The organism is Microcoleus sp. AS-A8 (genome assembly GCA_039962225.1).
Classification (GTDB): Bacteria; Cyanobacteriota; Cyanobacteriia; order Cyanobacteriales; family Coleofasciculaceae; genus Allocoleopsis.
Window position 1 is genome coordinate 142,090 of sequence record JAMPKV010000012.1, and the last position, 18,308, is coordinate 160,397.

At 47.7% G+C, this 18,308-nt stretch carries 14 protein-coding genes and 1 pseudogene; 8 read left to right on the top strand and 7 right to left on the bottom strand.

Going from position 1 to position 18,308, the window contains the following annotated elements; translation table 11 throughout:
• Positions 1–93 precede the first annotated feature (93 nt).
• Entirely contained in the window at positions 94–1,512 is a 1,419-nt protein-coding gene (locus NDI48_20240) for an Ig-like domain-containing protein (protein ID MEP0833499.1), read from the top strand.
• 375 nt (positions 1,513–1,887) lie between these two features.
• The gene (locus NDI48_20245; GenBank protein ID MEP0833500.1) at positions 1,888–2,931 is read left to right on the top strand and encodes an N-acetylmuramoyl-L-alanine amidase; all 1,044 of its coding nucleotides are present in this window, start codon (positions 1,888–1,890) and stop codon (positions 2,929–2,931) included.
• Here NDI48_20245 and NDI48_20250 read toward each other — a convergent pair.
• A complete protein-coding gene (locus NDI48_20250) occupies positions 2,928–3,263 on the bottom strand; it encodes a DUF389 domain-containing protein (GenBank protein ID MEP0833501.1) in 336 nt (111 codons plus the stop codon). The genes NDI48_20245 and NDI48_20250 overlap by 4 nt on opposite strands.
• A gap of 438 nt (positions 3,264–3,701) precedes the next feature.
• On the opposite strand from NDI48_20250, the gene NDI48_20255 reads away from it, so the two are divergent.
• Together NDI48_20255 and NDI48_20260 are read left to right on the top strand one after the other, a co-directional pair.
• Positions 3,702–8,243, top strand: coding sequence for a TIR domain-containing protein (locus NDI48_20255; GenBank protein ID MEP0833502.1), 4,542 nt, complete (start codon positions 3,702–3,704; stop codon positions 8,241–8,243).
• Between the two features lie 151 nt (positions 8,244–8,394).
• On the top strand, positions 8,395–9,414 hold the full coding sequence (locus NDI48_20260; GenBank protein ID MEP0833503.1) for an endonuclease/exonuclease/phosphatase family protein: 1,020 nt from the start codon (positions 8,395–8,397) through the stop codon (positions 9,412–9,414).
• Positions 9,415–9,431: 17 nt separating this feature from the next.
• On the opposite strand, the gene NDI48_20265 is transcribed toward NDI48_20260, so the two are convergent.
• Positions 9,432–10,109: a cation diffusion facilitator family transporter gene (locus tag NDI48_20265; GenBank protein MEP0833504.1), complete on the bottom strand. Its 678-nt coding sequence runs from the start codon at positions 10,107–10,109 to the stop codon at positions 9,432–9,434.
• A 160-nt stretch (positions 10,110–10,269) separates the two neighbouring features.
• Between NDI48_20265 and NDI48_20270 the strand changes: the two are divergent.
• Positions 10,270–10,497 (top strand): annotated as a pseudogene (locus NDI48_20270) (ion transporter).
• Between the two features lie 26 nt (positions 10,498–10,523).
• Here NDI48_20270 and cobO read toward each other — a convergent pair.
• The 3 genes from cobO to NDI48_20285 all read right to left on the bottom strand — a co-directional run bounded on the left by cobO (position 10,524) and on the right by NDI48_20285 (position 12,202).
• Positions 10,524–11,219, bottom strand: coding sequence for a cob(I)yrinic acid a,c-diamide adenosyltransferase (cobO, locus tag NDI48_20275; protein ID MEP0833505.1), 696 nt, complete (start codon positions 11,217–11,219; stop codon positions 10,524–10,526).
• A gap of 141 nt (positions 11,220–11,360) precedes the next feature.
• On the bottom strand, positions 11,361–11,723 hold the full coding sequence (locus NDI48_20280; GenBank protein ID MEP0833506.1) for a hypothetical protein: 363 nt from the start codon (positions 11,721–11,723) through the stop codon (positions 11,361–11,363).
• A gap of 263 nt (positions 11,724–11,986) precedes the next feature.
• Positions 11,987–12,202 carry a hypothetical protein gene (locus tag NDI48_20285; protein ID MEP0833507.1) on the bottom strand — a complete coding sequence of 72 codons (216 nt, stop codon included), beginning with the start codon at positions 12,200–12,202 and terminating at the stop codon, positions 11,987–11,989.
• Positions 12,203–12,242: 40 nt separating this feature from the next.
• On the opposite strand from NDI48_20285, the gene NDI48_20290 reads away from it, so the two are divergent.
• Both NDI48_20290 and NDI48_20295 read left to right on the top strand, forming a co-directional pair.
• Positions 12,243–12,776 (top strand): O-acetyl-ADP-ribose deacetylase, encoded by a 534-nt coding sequence (locus tag NDI48_20290; GenBank protein ID MEP0833508.1) that lies wholly within the window; start codon positions 12,243–12,245, stop codon positions 12,774–12,776.
• Entirely contained in the window at positions 12,776–14,041 is a 1,266-nt protein-coding gene (locus NDI48_20295; protein MEP0833509.1) for an inorganic phosphate transporter, read from the top strand. The genes NDI48_20290 and NDI48_20295 overlap by 1 nt, the downstream gene beginning before the upstream one ends.
• A 116-nt stretch (positions 14,042–14,157) precedes the next feature.
• On the opposite strand, the gene ligA is transcribed toward NDI48_20295, so the two are convergent.
• Both ligA and NDI48_20305 read right to left on the bottom strand, forming a co-directional pair.
• The gene (gene ligA, locus NDI48_20300; protein MEP0833510.1) at positions 14,158–16,230 is read right to left on the bottom strand and encodes an NAD-dependent DNA ligase LigA; all 2,073 of its coding nucleotides are present in this window, start codon (positions 16,228–16,230) and stop codon (positions 14,158–14,160) included.
• Positions 16,231–16,348: 118 nt separating this feature from the next.
• Positions 16,349–16,777, bottom strand: a complete 429-nt coding sequence (locus tag NDI48_20305) for a hypothetical protein (GenBank protein MEP0833511.1) — start codon at positions 16,775–16,777, stop codon at positions 16,349–16,351.
• Between the two features lie 174 nt (positions 16,778–16,951).
• On the opposite strand from NDI48_20305, the gene NDI48_20310 reads away from it, so the two are divergent.
• Entirely contained in the window at positions 16,952–18,277 is a 1,326-nt protein-coding gene (locus NDI48_20310; GenBank protein MEP0833512.1) for a protein kinase, read from the top strand.
• Positions 18,278–18,308: the final 31 nt, after the last annotated feature.

Sequence of the window (18,308 nt, forward strand, 5' to 3'; positions counted from 1 at the left end):
AATCGTTGGACAGTGTACTGAAGTGTGAGAGTGTCCAGGCCAACTCAACCCTCAAAATTCTTGGAGCCAATCGATCGCACTGCAATCACCCTTATGCTAGTGCTGAGTTTGCTAATTGGCTTGGTGTTGTGGGGGGGCGATCGCACTCGACCTTATGTGCGGGAGTTTAGCTGGCAAAACCAACAAGTTGGGGTGGCAGATACCTTTTTCGTCCTCACCTTCAACCGTCCCATGGATCATGCCAGTGTGGAAGCCAACCTGCATATTGAGCCACCCCTACCAGGATTGTTGAGTTGGGCTGGACGGCGGTTGGTCTATACTTTATCCAATCCAGCGCCCTATGGAACAGCCTATCAAGTGGAATTGCAGAAGGCTCAGCAGATCATGGGGGAAGCTGGGAATCGGATGCAGCCGTTTGTTGGTCAATTTCGCACCCGCGATCGCGCTTTTGCCTACTTGGGTGTCGAGGGAGACGAAAAGGGACGGTTAATTCTCTACAATCTCACCCGTCAACAAAAAACACCGCTCACCCCCAAAAACTGGGTTGTGACAGACTTTAAACCTTACCCAACCGGCGATCGCATTTTATTTGCGGCTAGCGACTGGTCGAATTATGGCCCCGGATTGTTTGAACAACAACTTTACACCGTCACCACGGGGTTGTCTGGGATGTCTGCAAGCCAACCCAACTCAACCCCAAAAGCTGGCAACATCCACCCAGTTATAGATAACTTAGACTATCAAAATCTCAAATTTGACCTGTCCCCCAATGGACAAATAATTGTCGTCTTTCGGGTGAATCGGCGTCATATCGAGGACTCTGGACTCTGGGTACTGCGACCCGATGTGCCTTGGCAACCCCTGCTCAAACAGCCTGGAGGGGACTTTTTGATTACACCGGATAGTGCCGCGATCGCCAATTCCCAAGGAGAGGGGGTAGCGATATTACCCCTGACACCTCAGGCAAAACCCCTGGATTTTCTCCCGAAGTTTGATAAGGTACTCAGTTTTTCCAGCGATGGCGTCCGAGCCGCGATGCTAAAATCGAACAGCGATTTTACACAATCGCTGTTTCTGGTCACAAACCAGGGTGAACAGAAAGAACTCCTGAAGACGAACGGCGAATTGCTCAATTGTCAGTTCGACTCTACTGCCAAAAAGCTCTACTGCTTGATGATGCAGTTAGTACAGGGGAAAGAATACTCTCAACAACTATCCCTGATGGGAATTGACTTAAAAACCTTTAAAGTTGAGCCACTGTTGGTACTGTCCAAGCCCTCGCAGATGGAGATGAGTGTATCACCCGATGGCTTGTCCCTGCTGTTTGATCAGGTTGTCACGAAAACAACACTGCCCTCACCAGAGGATTTAACCACAGAGGTTGGGTCTGCGATTACCACAAGTCGCCTCTTATTGCTGCCTCTGGTCAACAAAACACCACAATCCAAGACTAGCTCTGTTCCCTATCAAGAGCTACCTTTACGGGGTTTTCACCCTTACTGGTTACCTTGATGGGGAACGATTGATGTTTTTCTATTGAGAGGCATAGTCGATTAAACGCTTTATCTTACCCGATTTGGCTGCGTTTATCTTGAAGAAAAACAATACTGGGTGTTTGACCCACAAAGGGCATTTTCTACTGACAGGGCGATCGCTGAGACCAGGATGTTAAGTTTTGGAGGCTTTGGTATTCACTCCAGCCCAAAACCTTCAGTGATTGGACAATTGTAAATCGTCATTTGGGATTAGTACACATTAGCAATTCGCTTGGCGACGCTCTGTGGTTCCCAATTCTTACTTATGTGAGAAAATCCTGATTCGGCAATCCAAAATTCTTCCATGGGTTGATCGGCTCCTTAACACACACTGATCTAAGGCACTTTAATTGTGAAATTTCACTGGTTATTGCCCAGTTTTTTGGGCTTTTTTCTGCTCTCCTCTCCGGCTTATGCGCGTCAACTGCTCAATTGGCGTTTTGAAGCCAATCAGAATCGATTGACCTTTATCACAGACGAAGGGGTTCAACCCAAGGCACAACTCATTAGCAATCCCACACGTCTGGTGATTGATTTGCCCGGTATTATGATGGAACGCTCAACAGTCGATCAGCTAGTCGGAGGGGCAATTCGCTCGGTGCGAGTCGGACAGGTTGACAACAATACAACACGTTTGGTGGTTGAACTCAATCCGGGTTACACTCTCAACCCTCAACGCGTGCAATTTCGGGGAATTTCTTCTAATCAATGGATGGTGCAATTACCGATACCACAACCGGTAGCTCAATTACCCAATTCAATTTCCCCACCGCTAGAGATTCCTGTACCGTCGCCGGCGGTAAGTCGTCCCACCGTCAACTATCCCCAGGTTCCTCGGGGGCGATTAGTCGTGATGATTGATCCGGGGCATGGGGGTAAAGATTCTGGAGCGATTGGATTGGGTGGGATACAAGAGAAAGATGTTATCCTGCCGATCTCACAACGAGTCGCCGCGATTTTGGAGCAACAGGGTATCCACGCTATTTTGACGCGATCAAGTGATTATTTCGTAGACTTGGCTCCGAGGGTGGAAATGGCGAAACGGCAGAATGCTGACTTATTTGTCAGCATTCACGCCAATTCCATCGATAATCGTCCAGATGTCAATGGATTGGAAACCTATTATTTTGATCGCGGTGAGCGTCTCGCTCAAACCATCCACAACAGTATTTTGCAAAGTCTTGATATTAAAGATCGCAGAGTACGACGAGCAAGATTTTACGTCCTCAGGAATAATCCCATGCCGGCAGTTTTAGTCGAAGTGGGTTTTGTCACAGGTGTTGAAGATGCACCCAGACTCGGCACCGCTGCATACGAGAACCAAATGGCACAAGCGATCGCCAATGGCATCCTCCAGTACATTCAGCAAAATCAGTATGTTGGGGGGTTGCATTAAACAAGGGCGATCGCTATCAGCATACTGAAAAACGTAATCAATCCTGCTAAATTCAGGCAGATCAAGTTAGTTAGTAATAACAACATTGACCCTACAGCGACTTGCCAATGACCTGAGCCAATCCACAGTCCGAATGTCACCAAAGGCGGGAGTAAAGTCACTGCTACCATAACTCCCACAATGGCGTTCGTGACTCCGGGTGTGAGTGAGAGTGCGCCTGCCATGCCTGAAGCGAAAGCCAGGATAAGGTCTGAGCCACTCACTCTTGTCCTGGAGGCAATTTCAGGAATCTTTGGGTTGACTGTGAAAAAATATCCGATTACGACAGACAAAGACAAAGCAATAGAGATACCAACAGCACCAATTCTTACAGCCCGACGCGAGATTTTGATAATTGCATAACTGAGTCTGCCAAATCTCTATTAAGGAATAGTCTTGGAGTAATTATGGTACTTTATGGGCGTCTTCATCAGGAAGGAATACTTCAATCAGATGTAAGTTCATAGATATTAGGATTAGGTACAAATAAACGCCAACATGTTAATAAATGTTAAGAGTTTAAAACTCTCTTCCCTTCTGCTTACTCCTGTGGAGAACGCGGCGCGAACTGCCTTTTTCCTTCCGCCTTGCCTCAATGACAAATATTAATGCCAACCTACTTAGCAGCCTGGGCTCCTGACTACCTTTACTACATACTGTTGGAATAAAGCTTAGATTTCACCAACGAGTGCCAAGACGCTGTTCACTTAAAAAAGTGCAGGTGCATCAAAATGAATAATTTGTTCGATGCTTTCATTTCCTACGGACGAGCAGATAGCCTAGCTTTCGGAAGAACACTTTATGAGCAATTGCTCAAAGTTGGGCTTAAGATTTGGTTTGACCAGAACGACATCCCTCTTGGGGTAGATTTCCAAAATCAGATTGATGATGGGATTGAGAAGGCACAGAATTTTCTGTTTATTATTGCACCGCATTCGGTGAATTCACCCTATTGCCTGAAAGAAATTGAGTTAGCGATTAAGCGTAATAAACGGATTATTCCCTTATTGCACGTCGAGCAAATTAGTCGGGAAACCTGGCAGCAGAGATTCCCCCTTGGTACAGATGAAGAGTGGGAAGCATATAAAGCGAAAGGGAAACATACGGTTTTTCAGAATATGCATCCGACGATTGGCAAGATTAACTGGGTGTATTTTCGAGAGGGAATTGATGATTTTGAGAAGTCTTTTGCCGGCTTAATTGATTTGCTCCGTAGGAATGCTGATTATGTGGAACAGCATACGCGGTTCTTAGCCAAGGCGTTGGAGTGGGAGAGGCATCAAAAACAAACAAACTGCTTGTTAATTGGTGAAGAAAAACAACAGGCAGAAGCTTGGTTGAAGATACGATTTAAAGATGAGCAACCCCCTTGTCTTCCCACTGACTTGCATTGCGAATACATTACCGAAAGTATCAAGAATGCTAACAACTTGATGACTCAGGTGTTTATCTCCTATGCCGATGAGGATAGGGCGACGATGGAGAAGATTCGCAACAGTTTGAGGCGGGAAAGTATTACGGTTTGGACGAATACAACCGATATTCAAACGGGGGAAGCATTTGAGGAGGCGATGAAGCGGGGGATTGAACAGGCGGATAATGTGGTTTATTTGCTTTCGCCTGACTCGGTAAAGTCTTATTTTGCTCGGAAAGAATTAGATTATGCTTTATCGCTGAATAAACGGATTATACCAGTTTTAGTGCGAAAAATATCATCAGAATCGATACCGAATGTACTTCAGAATTTGCACTATATTGACCTGACGGACAATGTTTTGGAAGAAGATTATCATCTTGATGAAAGCCAACTGTTGAGGATTTTGCGGCAGGATGAGGCTTACTATAACGAGCATAAAGTTTTGCTGACCAAAGCGCTGAAGTGGAAGCGGCAACACGAGAATCCGAGTATTCTGTTGCGAGGGTATAACCTGCGGAGTGCCCAGTCTTGGTTGAAGGTGGCAAATAAGAGAACTCAGCATCCGCCGATACCGTTAATTGAAGAATTTATTGGTGAAAGTTTGCGGCAACCGCCTGCAATATCATTGGATGTATTTATTTCTTATTCTCGTGCGGATGCGGACTTTGCCCGGAAGCTGAATGATGAACTGCAACTTCAGGGGAAAACGACGTGGTTTGACCAAGAAAGTATTGCATCGGGGGCGGATTTTGCCCAGGAGATTAAACAGGGAATTAATGCTTGCGATAACTTTTTGTTTATTCTCTCGCCCCGTTCTGTGAATTCGCCCTATTGTGCTGAAGAGGTGCAGTATGCAGCGCAGTTGAATAAGCGGTTTGTGACGGTGCTGCATCGGCAGGTGAATTCAGATGAGCTGCATCCGCACTTAAGGAAGGTTCAGTGGATTGATTTTAATCAGAATGAGCGGGATTTTAATGCCAATTTCAATCAATTGGTGAGAACTCTCGATACAGATCGGGAACACGTTCATAGTCATACGAAATGGTTGCAAAGAGCAATTGAATGGGACTCCAAAGGTAAAAGTGCTGATTTGCTATTGCGGGGCAGTGAATTTGCGATCGCTCAAAACTGGTTGCAGCAAGCGGAGCAACAAAAGAAACAACCCGCCACAACTCCTTTGCAGAAGGAATACATTCTTGAAAGTGGAAATGCGATCGCAATCGCACTCAAGAAAGAAAAACGTCAGGTTATTATCTTAAGGTCGCTGCTGGGTGTAATGAGTGTGGCACTCGTAGCCGTTGCAGGCTTAGGTTGGCAGGCGTATCGGCAAGAGAAGGAAGCAAAACAACTTTTGAAAGGCCAAGTCTATGCCTTGACTCGATACTCAGAAGCTCTCATTGCCTCAAATCAAGAGTTTGATGCTCTGATTGAAGGCATTAGAGCAGGAACGCAACTGTCAGAGCAGCCCGATAAAAGAGAATTGGACTTATGGGAGCGGGTAGAGAAAGCGTTACGGGCAGCACTTAACGATCGCAAAGAATTTAACCGTCTGGGAGAAGACAATACTACTGTCAGTGTCAGCCCAGACAATGAAACAATTGCTACTGTCAGTAAAAATGGGGAAGTTAAACTTTGGAATTTCCAAGGTAAGACTTTCAAAACCCTTCCTCACAAGGGAGAGGTTACAGACATCTTTTTCAGTCCCGACGATGGTAAGACAATTGCCACTCTCAGCGAGGATAAGACAGTTAAGCTTTGGAACAAGGACCGCAAAGAACTTGGACGTGTGCCAGAGCAGGCAGTTTCGTTCGTGGAGTTTAGTCCTGACGGTAAGCTGATTGCTACCTATAGCGGGGACTTCAACAACAGCACAGTCAAGCTCTGGAAACTTGATGGAGAGAAATTCAATCGCTTCAATCCCTTCCCCTCTGGCGAGAAGTTCAACTATCTTACATTCAGCGACGACGGCAAGTTGATTGTTACCTTCAATAGTGGCAATGAGGGAAATACAACTGTCAAATTTTGGAAACTTGATGGAGAGAAACTCAATCGCTTCAATCCCTTCCCCTCTAGCGAGAAGTTTGATTCCCTGATATTCAGCCGCAACGGCAAGTTGATTGCCACTTATAGTGCGAGTGGAGACGGCAGCGGCAAACTCTGGAGTATGGAGGGGAAGCAATTCAAACGCTTGCTCTTTAACGAGAAGTTTGATTTCGTGAAATTCAGCCGTGACACCAAGCTGATTGCTACCTATAGAGGGAATTTTCCCAACCGGGTGGGCAAACTTTGGAGCGTTGCGGGGAAACAGCTCAAACCTTTGCTCCCTAATGAGACGTTCAATTACTTAGAATTCAGCCCCGACAGTAAGTTGATAGCAACCGTCAGTGGGGATAGGGACAACAAGACGGTCAAACTCTGGAACCTTAATAGTAAAGAACCCAAAATCTTATCTCGTAACGCTGAGAACCGGAAAGTCTGGTTCAGTCCTGACAGCAAGATAATTGCTACTGCTAATCAAGATAATACTGTCCAACTCTGGAACCAAAATGGAGATGAACTTCAAACCCTTCATTCAGGTACTTCAGTGGATAGGGTTCACTTTAGCTCAGAAGGCGATGCGGTAAGCGCAGCTATGCCCAAAGGGCTTATCGCAACGTTGAGTTTGGACAACACAGTCAAACTGTGGAGTTTTGATAGCAGAGAACGCAGAGTTCTGAGTGATGCTGATACTCCAGTTTATGATGTCAGCTTTAGCCCCGATGGCAAACTAATTGCCACTTATAGTGGCAGTGGGAACAACAGGATAATCAATCTCCGCAGCATTGAGGGGAAACAACTCAAACCCTTACTCCCTAACGAGAAGTTTGATTCCTTGATATTGGGGTCTGATAGTAAGCTGATTAGCACCTATAGTTCGGGAGGTAACAAAACAGGTAAACTTTGGAGCGTTGAGGGGAAGCAACTCAAACGTTTGCTCCCTAACGAGACGTTCGATTACTCCTATTTCAGCCCTAATGGCAAGCTAATTGTCACCTTTAGTTGGAGTGGGAACAACAGAACTTATAAGCTTTGGAGCCTTGAGGGGAATCAGCTCAAACGCTTTCTCCCTAACGAGACGTTCAATGACGTGAGCTTTAGCGACTCTGACAGTGAGCTAGTTGCCACCTATCGTAAGGATGGGGACAACAGCACAGTCAAGCTCTGGAGCACTGACGGGAAGCCACTAAAGCACTTTACCGTCAAAGAGCAGTTCGATAGTTTAGAAGTGAGTCCTGATGGCAGGTTAATTGCCACTGAGCCGCCGAGCGAAAGCAACAGCACGGTCAAGTTTTGGAGCGTTGATGGGAAGCCGATTCAACTCTTGCCTGCTAACGAGAAGATCGATCATCTGCAATTTAGCCTCGACAGCAAGTTGATTGCTACCTTCCGTGGGAATGGGGACAGCAGTACAGTTAAATTCTGGAAACTTGAAGGTCAGGAACCCCGAAACCTGCTAACGGTGAGTAACGTTCGAGGCTACAATGTGAAATTCAGTCCTGACAACAAGACAATTGCTGCCGCCGTCGGCAACAATAGGGTCCAACTCTGGAGTCAAGAAGGCAAAGAACTCGCTACTCTTAAACTAAACAGCTCGATCGCCGATCTAAGTTTTAGCCCCGACGGCAAGATACTCGCTATTGCCACTGCTGACAACAAGGTAACTGTGTGGTACTTGAATCTGAATCAATGGATAAGTCAGTCACACAAAAGACTTGAGGAGCTTGTGGAGCAAGCGTGTCAGGAAGTGGGGAATTATCTCAACAATAGCGCTCCTGAGAGCGATCGCACTCTCTGCGACGGCATTGGCGAGAAGTGAGTCGGGCAAAACACACCATATCGAACGAGGTTCGGTTTTGTCGCGAGAAAAGCGATCGCTCTTACAGTCGCGGTATTGCTAGGGCGCTGACGGGGGATAAACAAGGCTTGCTCTGTGCTAACTTGGACTGACTCAATCAGTCTCCAGATAGATGCCTCAGTCAAGATTGGCCTTCAAGCGAGCAGTCCGTTTAGCTAAATTCTTACTGAATGTTGCTGCGGCGGGTGCCACAATCGCTACCCTTCTCGGTTTTGCCGGCAGTCTGTGGTGGGTTTTCGAGCTGTTCGAGCATCCCAGACCCCAATACTGTTTAATTCTGGTAGCTGCAATCATGGTTGGCGGCATTTCGCGTCAAGCCTGGAGCTTTGCTTGGTGTTTGCCGTTATTGCTCAACGTGGCGTTTATCGTTCCCCTGTTTTTCTCATCGGCTCAAGGCTCTTACTTACAACCAGCCAACCTCATCCCTGGCAGTACCTTGCGTCTTCTCCTCGTTAACCTCGATCATCACAATCAGGACACAAGGCCAGCCATAGAGTATATAGAATCACAAAACGTCGATGTAGTTCTGTTGCAAGAGCTCACATCAAGATGGCTGAATACGCTGCAATCCAATCTCTCACGATACCGAGTGGCTACGTCTTTACCACGAGAGAATTCCACAGGTGTAGCCATGCTTGTACCCACTACGCCATCCAAGTCAGTTGAGATAGAGGGGACGCAAATCGTAGAATTGCCGCCTAACTCAGGAGCACCCCTGATCGAAACTACGCTGCGATGGGGCAGTAGAGAAGTGGTAATCCTCGGTTTGAGTATAGCCCGTCCACATAATCGCGGCTCTTCAGCCTTTCAACAGGTAGAGTTTGATGCCGCCGCCGAGTGGAGCCTTCGTCAGCAGAGACAAGACAAACGGGAGGTTGTTGTGATGGGTGACTTTAATACTACCCCGTGGTCAGGTCGATTTCGCAAGTTTCTACAGGATAGCGATCTGCGTAATTCGCTGCGCGGGTTTGGGTTGCAACCGACATGGCACGCCGCTTTACCCTCACCCCTGATGATTGCGATCGACCATTGCTTGCATAGTCCATCTATTAGAACGATCAACCGTGCTACGGGTGCCAATATTGGCTCAGATCATTTGCCACTGTTGGTGGAATTGCAAAGAGGTTTTTAGAGCCAGTTCTGAAGAAGTCACTCAGGAGACTTGGCAAACAGAGCATTCAGACTTTGAACAATCAAAGGAGTTGCACTCAGGATAATCAGCCCGGATACGAACAGCGTGATCACAGCATCTGCCCAGAGCCAATTCAGTGCCCAAACCGCGATCGCAGCGAAAATAACCCCAATTGAACTTGCCGCATCAGCCAAAACATGCAAAAAGGCTCCCTTGATGTTGAGGTCATGATGGCTATCTTTGTGTAATAAGAAGATATTGATACTGTTGACTCCAAACCCTACGCTAGCCGTCACCAACATCGGCAGACTCAGTATTTCCACGGGGGGAGACTGGAGACGTTCCACCGCTTCCCAACCAATCCAAAGTGCGATCGCCACCAGTCCCAAACCATTGATCAATGCCGCCAAGACTTCAACCCAATGGTTTCCCGGTACTGAATCACTAGAGCTGCGGCGCTGAGCAATCCAGCTTGCCAGTAACGCCAGTATCAACGCCAAACAATCAGACGCTAGATGACCTGAATCAGCTAGGAGTGCAAGACTATGGCTAAATAATCCTACGGCTAACTCTGCAACCGCAAAGCTACAAATCAGAACCAACGCAATCAGCAGTAACCTCACCTTACTGCTTGGTTGGGGTGAATGACTTACAGGAATTGTGTGATGAACGCAGGAGGTGGAATGATGATGCATTGCAATTCGCTAAAAATGTTCTAATTAAAACCTACACACCCATAGTTTTGCTAATAATCAACCCTAACACTATGTGATGACTAACTTGTGGCAAAAATGTTTCATGTCTGTGTACTACAGAAAGCAATCCCTTGATACTGTAAGAAAAGATGTGAAGCCGCTTACACCCCTTTCAGAAATCGGTCGCTTACTGACAATCCTGATGATTTTGACGGGGATTGCCCTCATTCCCTGGCAATTAGGGGATTGGATTCAGCAATTAATTAAAACGGCTAACCAAATAGAGATGCCTTGTCTAGGTTGTGGCTTACCGTTCCATGACAAGGCATCTCTATTCTGTAAAATCTGTGGCACTCCCTTGGAACAGGAGCCAGAAGAAGTGCTGTAACAAGTAGCGAATTTAAAGAATTAATCTCAAAACTCAATCCCCGCTTGTGCCTTAATCCCCTGTTCCCGAAAAGGATGTTTAACCAGCGTCATTTCCGTCACTAAGTCAGCTCGCTCAATTAAAGCAGCAGGTGCGCCTCTACCCGTCAAAATGATGTGAGACATGTCTTGCTTTTGTGCCAATCCTGCTAGAACGTCTTGAACATCTAGGTAACCTAGCTTTAAGGCGACATTCACCTCATCTAACAGTACGAGTCTAAAGTCTGGATTACGGATAAATTCTAACGCCTTGTCCCATGCAGCTTTCGCTTTTTCAATGTCTCGTGCTCGATCTTGAGTTTCCCAGGTGAACCCTTCTCCAAGTGCGTGAAATTCTAACTGGGGGGTTTCGTCGGGCGCGGCTAATGTCCAGTGTTGGAAAGCGGCTTTCTCGGCTGGTTCCCAAGCTCCCTTAATGAATTGTATGATTGCAACTCGATAACCATGACCGAGCGATCGCAAAACCATCCCTAACGCGGCTGTCGTTTTCCCCTTGCCGTTGCCTGTGTTAATAATGATCAGACCCTTCTCTTGCGAGGCTTGGGCAAGGCGCTGTTCTTGTACCTCCTTACGCCGCTGCATTTTGCGCCGATATTGCTCAGGCGTCAGTCCAGACGATTCTGAACCAGAAACATCGGAAAATTCCAACGTTTCGTTTGAGTCAGTTTGAGAGTTGATTTTCATCGAGAACAACTAGAAAGACAACGAGGTATGGCGAAATTAGTGAAAGGGGGGCAACCACGGCTGGAGCTTTAGTGAGGAGATTGCCCCTACAGGAGGCGTTCGTGCGTAAGTCCTGAACGGTTCACCCCCATCCCTAATCGATTATTTCATCCAAGAATAGTCCCAGGATGGCTGCTCGATGTCTTCAATCCAGTCAGTTCGATCGCCCAGACTGTCGTGTACAAAAGGCTTCTGTATATTTTCCATCCAGGAGAAATCCCAGTAAGGCGAATTGAATTCTTCAACCACGAGTACCATATCCCCTTTGTAATTCTGATTCACTTCCATCGCTTTCGAGCGCAAATGAGCGGGTACATAGCGCAGGTGAACCGGCAATCCGTGCCCTAGCATAAATTCGGCTAATTGCTCGGAATGGATGTAGATTCCCTGTGCATGTAGGTTGTGCAAAATGTCTTCAAATGTAGGCCATTGATTTTTCGCTTTAGAAAGAGAAGACAACTTCATGCTATTTAGAGCAGTAGAGAGGAGCTCGCTTGATATCGCTAACATTGGTTGCATTTAGACAGAAGTGTGCTGAGTCGTGAATTCTTGAAGCGACTGACAAGGCGAAGTTTTACCGGGGAATAAAACTTAGCCGTTACTGATGTCTTTATCTACACTTGGCTTTACCCAGAGAATGTTTGGATTTTATTAAGTTGTAGAGAACACGATACTTAGCTCAAGAAACGCTTGTGTCAGCTTGGCGTATGGCTGCTGTTGCCAAAACTCTATTGCTGCATTGTAGTCCTTTTGGAGGCGATCGCTGCCCATTGTGCTAACAAAGCCGCGAGACGATAGCGTTGACTCAACTGAACAAGCCGCACATGGCAAGACGCTAACCAGGAGCTAGTAGGATGTAGTCTAGCGGAGCTAGCGCCTAAGGGCAAAGCTACCTTGATATATCCAGGTTGCCAATGTAGATGGTCAGGGACGCGCTTCAACATCCGCTTAGGTACAATTCATCTATTTGATTGACTAATTTTTATGATATCAGGGAAGATTACTCTCCTTGAAGGAGATATCACTCAGCAGTCGGTCGATGCCATTGTCAACGCCGCCAACACCTCTCTTTTAGGGGGTGGTGGGGTGGATGGAGCCATTCATCAAGCCGCAGGGCCAGAATTACTGGCAGAATGCCGACGTTTAAATGGCTGTAAAACGGGCGATGCCAAAATTACCAGGGGTTACAATCTCCCTGCCGATTGGGTGATTCACACCGTAGGGCCAGTTTGGCATCATGGAAACCATGGGGAGGATGAGCAATTAGCTAGCTGTTATCGCCGTTGTCTCGCCATTGCGGAGCAATATGAGATTCGCTCCATTGCTTTCCCCGCGATTAGTACAGGTGTTTATGGCTTTCCTCCAGAACGCGCTGCCAAAATTGCCGTGAAACAAGTCAAGACGTTTTTGGAACACCCTTCCTCCGTAGAGGCTGTGATGTTCGTCTGTTTCAATCGCCAGACCTATGATTGCTATAGGTCGGCAGTGAAAGAAATTTTATCTAATGAGCAAGGATGATGCTGGTACTACAACTGGGTCTGACGGCAATCCTAGCTTTCTACCTGGCCTGGAATCTAGGCGCTAACGATGTCGCTAATGCGATGGGGACTTCTGTGGGGTCAAAGGCGGTTACGCTCCGGCAAGCGCTTGTGATTGCTGGCATTTTGGAGTTTACGGGCGCGGTTTTATTCGGTCATGGCGTTTCCGCCACCCTAGCCACGGAAGTCGCTAACCCCGAATTGTTTGCGGACAAGCCTCAACTGCTGATACTAGGAATGATTGCAGTGTTATTGGCTTGTGGTTTATGGCTGCAAATTGCCACTAGCAAGGGTTGGCCTGTTTCATCGTCTCATGCGGTGGTGGGAGCGATCGCAGGATTTAGTTGGGTAGCAGCCGGTTTTGGTGCTGTTGATTGGTCAAATATTCGTCTGATTTCCCTGGCTTGGGTCGCTACGCCAGTGGTGAGTGGCCTGATTGCTGTGGGCTTCTACACTGTCGTCAGGTACTCCATTCTGGATCGCCCCAACCCCATCGTCCAACTGCGCGAGTGGATTCCTTGGCTGAGTACCACACTATTTAGCGTCTTCGGCATTATCGTCCTGCCGACTCTATTTCAACAACCCTTTTTTGCGGCTTTGCCGATTCCCTCCCACGACTTACCCATTGCTACGGGGGCTGTTGCGGCTGTTGCTCTGACTATTATTAGTTGGCGACAACTCGCTCGGTTTACAGACATACCCAATGCTCAAGATTCCCCATTCTCCAATCCTGTAGAACGATTACTCGGACGCTTCCAAGTCTTGAGTGCTTGCTTTGTTGCCTTTGCTCATGGGTCGAATGATGTGGGAAATGCGATCGCTCCCTTAGCTGCGATCGCCTATATTCTACGTACAGGTTCTGTTCCCCTCACGGGATTTAACGTTCCTTTGTGGATTCTCATCCTCGGCGGGGCTGGTATCGTTTTTGGTTTAGCCATTTGGGGCAAAAATGTCATCGCCACCATTGGAGAAAATATCATTCCGCTCCAACCCAGTAGTGGATTTTGCGCCGAACTTGCCACTGCCACCACCATTTTGCTGGCTTCCCGGTTTGGCATCCCTGTTTCTACGTCCCACGCTTTAGTTGGTGCTGTTGTTGGCATTGGACTGATTCAAGACTGGAAGAAAGTCCGTTTACAAACGGTTCAAGGGATTGCACTGGCTTGGATTATTACCCTACCCATAGCCGCTGGTTTAGGAGCATTGATTTTTGTCTGCCTGCGTCTACTGTTTTTTAAGGGGTGATAGGGTAAGCTGACGCTGACGATTAAGGCAGAAGGCAGAAGGCAGAAGGCAGAAGGCAGAAGGCAGAAGGCAGAAGGTAGAAGGCACAAGGCAGAAGGCAGAAGGGAAATCGGTGTTTAATCTTCCAGCATTTCCAACAATTGAGCCTCACTTAATTGGGGAATGCCTAAGGCTTGTGCTTTTTCCAATTTGGAACCCGCTTCTTCCCCTACTAGTAAATAGTCAGTTTTGGCACTAACCGAACCCGTCACTTTTCCACCCGCTTTTTCAATCAACCCCTTCGCTTCATCACGCTTTAATGTGGGCAAGGTGCCTGTGATCACAAAGGTTTTCCCACTAAATACTTGACTTTGAGATTGACTTATGGTATTGGATTGTGTGGTTAACTGCAAACCGGCTTTTCGCAATCGGTCAATCAAAGCTTGGTTAGCTGGAACTTGGAACCAGGAATAGACAGATTGAGCAATTTCTGGGCCAATTCCATAGACGCCTTCAATTTGGGCAGCGGAAGCTCCAGCAATCTGTTCCACAGTAGGGAACTGTTGGGTTAAGGTTTGAGCATTGACACTACCAACGTGACGAATCCCTAAGCCGTATAATACTCGTGACCAAGGTTGAGTTTTGGAGTGAGCGATTGCATTCACCAATTTCTGCGCCAACTTCTTACCCATGCGCTCTAACGAGAGTAACGACTCCAGGGTTAAATCGTAAAGGTCAGCAACTGAGTGTACAACACCTTGATCAACGAGCTGCTGCACGAGCTTTTCCCCCATGCCATTAATATCTAGCGCATCACGGCTTACCCAGTGGGTTAGCGCGCCTTTGAGAATCGCTGGACAAGAGGCATTGATGCAGCGAGTCACCGCCTCACCCGTTGGACGCACCACCGGTTGATGGCAAACGGGACAGCAGGTGGGCATTTGGAAGGGTTGAGTTCCTTCTGGGCGCAACTCTGGCAGTACTCGCACCACTTCGGGGATAATTTCACCGGCTTTGCGAACAATTACCGTGTCACCGATGCGGATATCAAGTTCGGCAATGCGATCGCTATTGTGCAGGGTTGCCCGTTGTACCGTGGTTCCCGCCAGTTGTACGGGTTGCATCTCAGCTAAGGGGGTGAGTGCGCCCGTGCGTCCCACATTAACACTGATGTTTTTGACGACAGTCGGCGCTTCTTCGGCGGGGTATTTCAGGGCGATCGCCCAACGGGGAAACTTCTGGGTAAAGCCCAATTGTTCCTGAAGGGCAAAGGAATTGAGTTTTACGACTACCCCATCCGTCATATAGGGCAAATTCCGCCGTTGGGTATCCCAACAGTTGTAATAATCTCGCACATCTTCTAAAGCGGCGCAGATTTTGCGATTCGGATTCACCCGGAAACCCAAGTTTTGCATTAATTCCAGGGCATCCCATTGAGTACGAGCAACTTCCACGTCCTCTTTTCCGGGAATATATAAGGTATAAGCAAAGAAATCCAACCGTCGGCGATCGACAATTTTAGGGTCTAATTGCCGTAGTGTTCCCGCTGCCGCATTCCGAGGATTCGCGAACAATTGCTCACCTGCTTTCTCGCGTTCCTGATTAATTTGTTCAAATATATTGATGGGTAAAAATGCCTCTCCGCGTACTTCTACCACTGGCGGCGGTGTCTCTGTATTCAAACGCAAGGGAATCGAGCGAATGGTGCGGACATTCTGGGTAATCTCTTCACCCGTAACACCATCGCCTCGCGTGACTCCCCGCACTAAGACGCCATTTTCATAAGTCAACGCCAAAGCGTTGCCATCAATTTTGAGTTCACAGACATATTCAAAAAGCTCAACTTTTCCTTGTTCTCCCCCCGAACTCCGGGGGGTTGGGGGGGTGGAGGGTGCATAGCGCTGCCATCGTTCCTGCCACTTGGTAAACTCCTCGATATTGAAGGCATTTTCCAAGCTGTAAAGAGGGATATTGTGCCGCACGGAGGAAAACTGGGAAGCTGGTTTCTCCCCTACACGCTGCGTGGGGCTTTCAGGGGTGATTAACTCCGGATATTGTGTCTCTAAATCTTGCAGTTCCCGATACAGCTTGTCATAAATGGCATCCTCCATGATGGGATTGTCGAGGACGTAATAGGCATAGCTGGCTTTTTGCACCAACTGCCGCAGTTCTTGAACTCGCTGTTGTATTTCAGGCGTCACTTGTGCCACAGCGTTTGTTATCCTCAACGCGCATTAGACTCTAGTTTAGCGACAAGGTTCGCGATCGCACTCTTCTGACAGAACTAAGCAAGAAAGCCCACTTCCTTTTAGGCGTAGGAGTGTTAACTTATGGGTGATTCTCCCGACACGCGGACAACCAACCCGCTAAGAACCAGTACCAGCGCGATCGCTCAAATGGGTAACGATAGGATGCTTCTAGGTGTCCTGTTTGTTGAAGTGTTTCTAATCCGAACTTACAACGCTTTTTTAAGGAGACACAGGCATCATAACCCTCATGCCAGGACGGGATAACTATATATTCCATCTGCCCGATACAGATTTCGAGTCGGGCTTTGAGGGCATTGGGGATATTTTCAGCGTAGAGGCAGCGGCGGATGACTGTAGCCAGTACTCCTGGTGGCTCGTGGCTGTACGGTTCCTCACTGTAGGGTGTTCCCTCACCCTTGGCAAGCCGTTCTATGTGTAGCACAGTTGATTCTATGGGCAACCCCCAATGAGGAACAAGCCGATTGGTTTTTATCTTTTCGTCAGTCATGGGAACTCGTGTTAATTCATGAGTGTGCGGTGATCAATCACTTGTGGCTCCTCCTCCACATTCGGTAATTCCAGTGCTACGCCCGGATTGTTTTTCCGAAATCGGCGATCGCACCCGCGTAGATTAATGAAATTGGGCAAAAACTAGCACCCGCTAGTTGTAGGAAGCTTCATCATGACTAGTCTTAGCTTGGGCGATTCCCCGAAACAGATACTGCGCGGGCGCTACGAAGTTCAACAGCGTCTGGGCAAGAAAGCTGGGCGACAAACCCTGCTGGCGAGTGAATTGGACACTCAAGAATTAGTCGTCATCAAACTGCTCACCTTTAGCAGTGACTTTAATTGGGATGACTTGAAGCTATTTGAACGCGAGGCTGAAACTCTCCAATCCCTCTCACATCCTGCCCTGCCTCGCTATCTCGATTCCTTTGAACTCGATACACCAAACGGCAAAGGATTTGCTTTGGTGCAGAGTTATATTGAAGCGCCCTCTCTGGAGGAGCATCTTAAACAGGGGCGAACGTTTAGCGAGGGTGAGATCAAACAGTTAGCTAAGGCTCTCTTAGAAATCTTGATTTACCTGCATGGGCAAAAGCCGCCTTTGATTCATCGCGACATCAAGCCCAGCAATATTCTTTTAACAAATCGCTCTGGCAATCGTGTCGGGCAGGTGTATCTGGTTGATTTCGGTTCAGTTCAAACTCTCGCAACTCAAGAAGGTAGAACCGTAACAGTAGTAGGAACTTATGGCTACATGCCTCCTGAACAATTTGGGGGACGAGCCGTTGCTGCATCCGACCTCTACAGCTTAGGAGCAACATTAATCGCCTTGGCAACAAAGATGCATCCCGCCGACTTACCTCAAAAGGACATGAGGATTGAATTTCAGCAAGCCGCTCATCTCAGTCCTGCTTTTGTCGATTGGCTGAACCAGATGATAGAACCGAGTTTAGATCGTCGCTTCACCTCTGCCGAAACAGCATTGCAAGCTCTAGAACAGCCCTTAAGCCAGAGTAATCAGCTCTTGCTCAACAAAGAAAATCCAGTAACAACGATTGAGTTGCTATGGAACACCCTCTGGCGCAGTACAGCGATAGGAGTTTTTGCGGGAGCCGCCTACGGTGGAATCTATGGCACAGCCATTTTTCCCGGTATGGGGACAATGTTTGGCGCATACTTTGGTGGGTTGGCAGGCTTTTTTGCTGGCTTTGCCAACGGACTATTCGTCGGGATTTGCACACGTTTATGGTACTTTCCCCTGAGAAATCCTCGACTTCATCGGCGAGTTGTTGGCCTACTGAGTACCTTATTGAGCATCGCTGGAGGTTTAATCGGCTTTGATATCCTCAACGTTGCTCCATCCGGTCTTTTGCCCAACGTTTCCAAGTCGCTTGCCTTCTTGGTTGCGCCTGCCTTAATTGCAGGGCTATCGATGGGGTTAATCAGTCAACGGATTGCCCGCTGGTATGAACGGGAAAGCAGACGGCGCGGGACAAGATAAGTCTTCCCAAGGCCACAAAAACTAGAAAGCG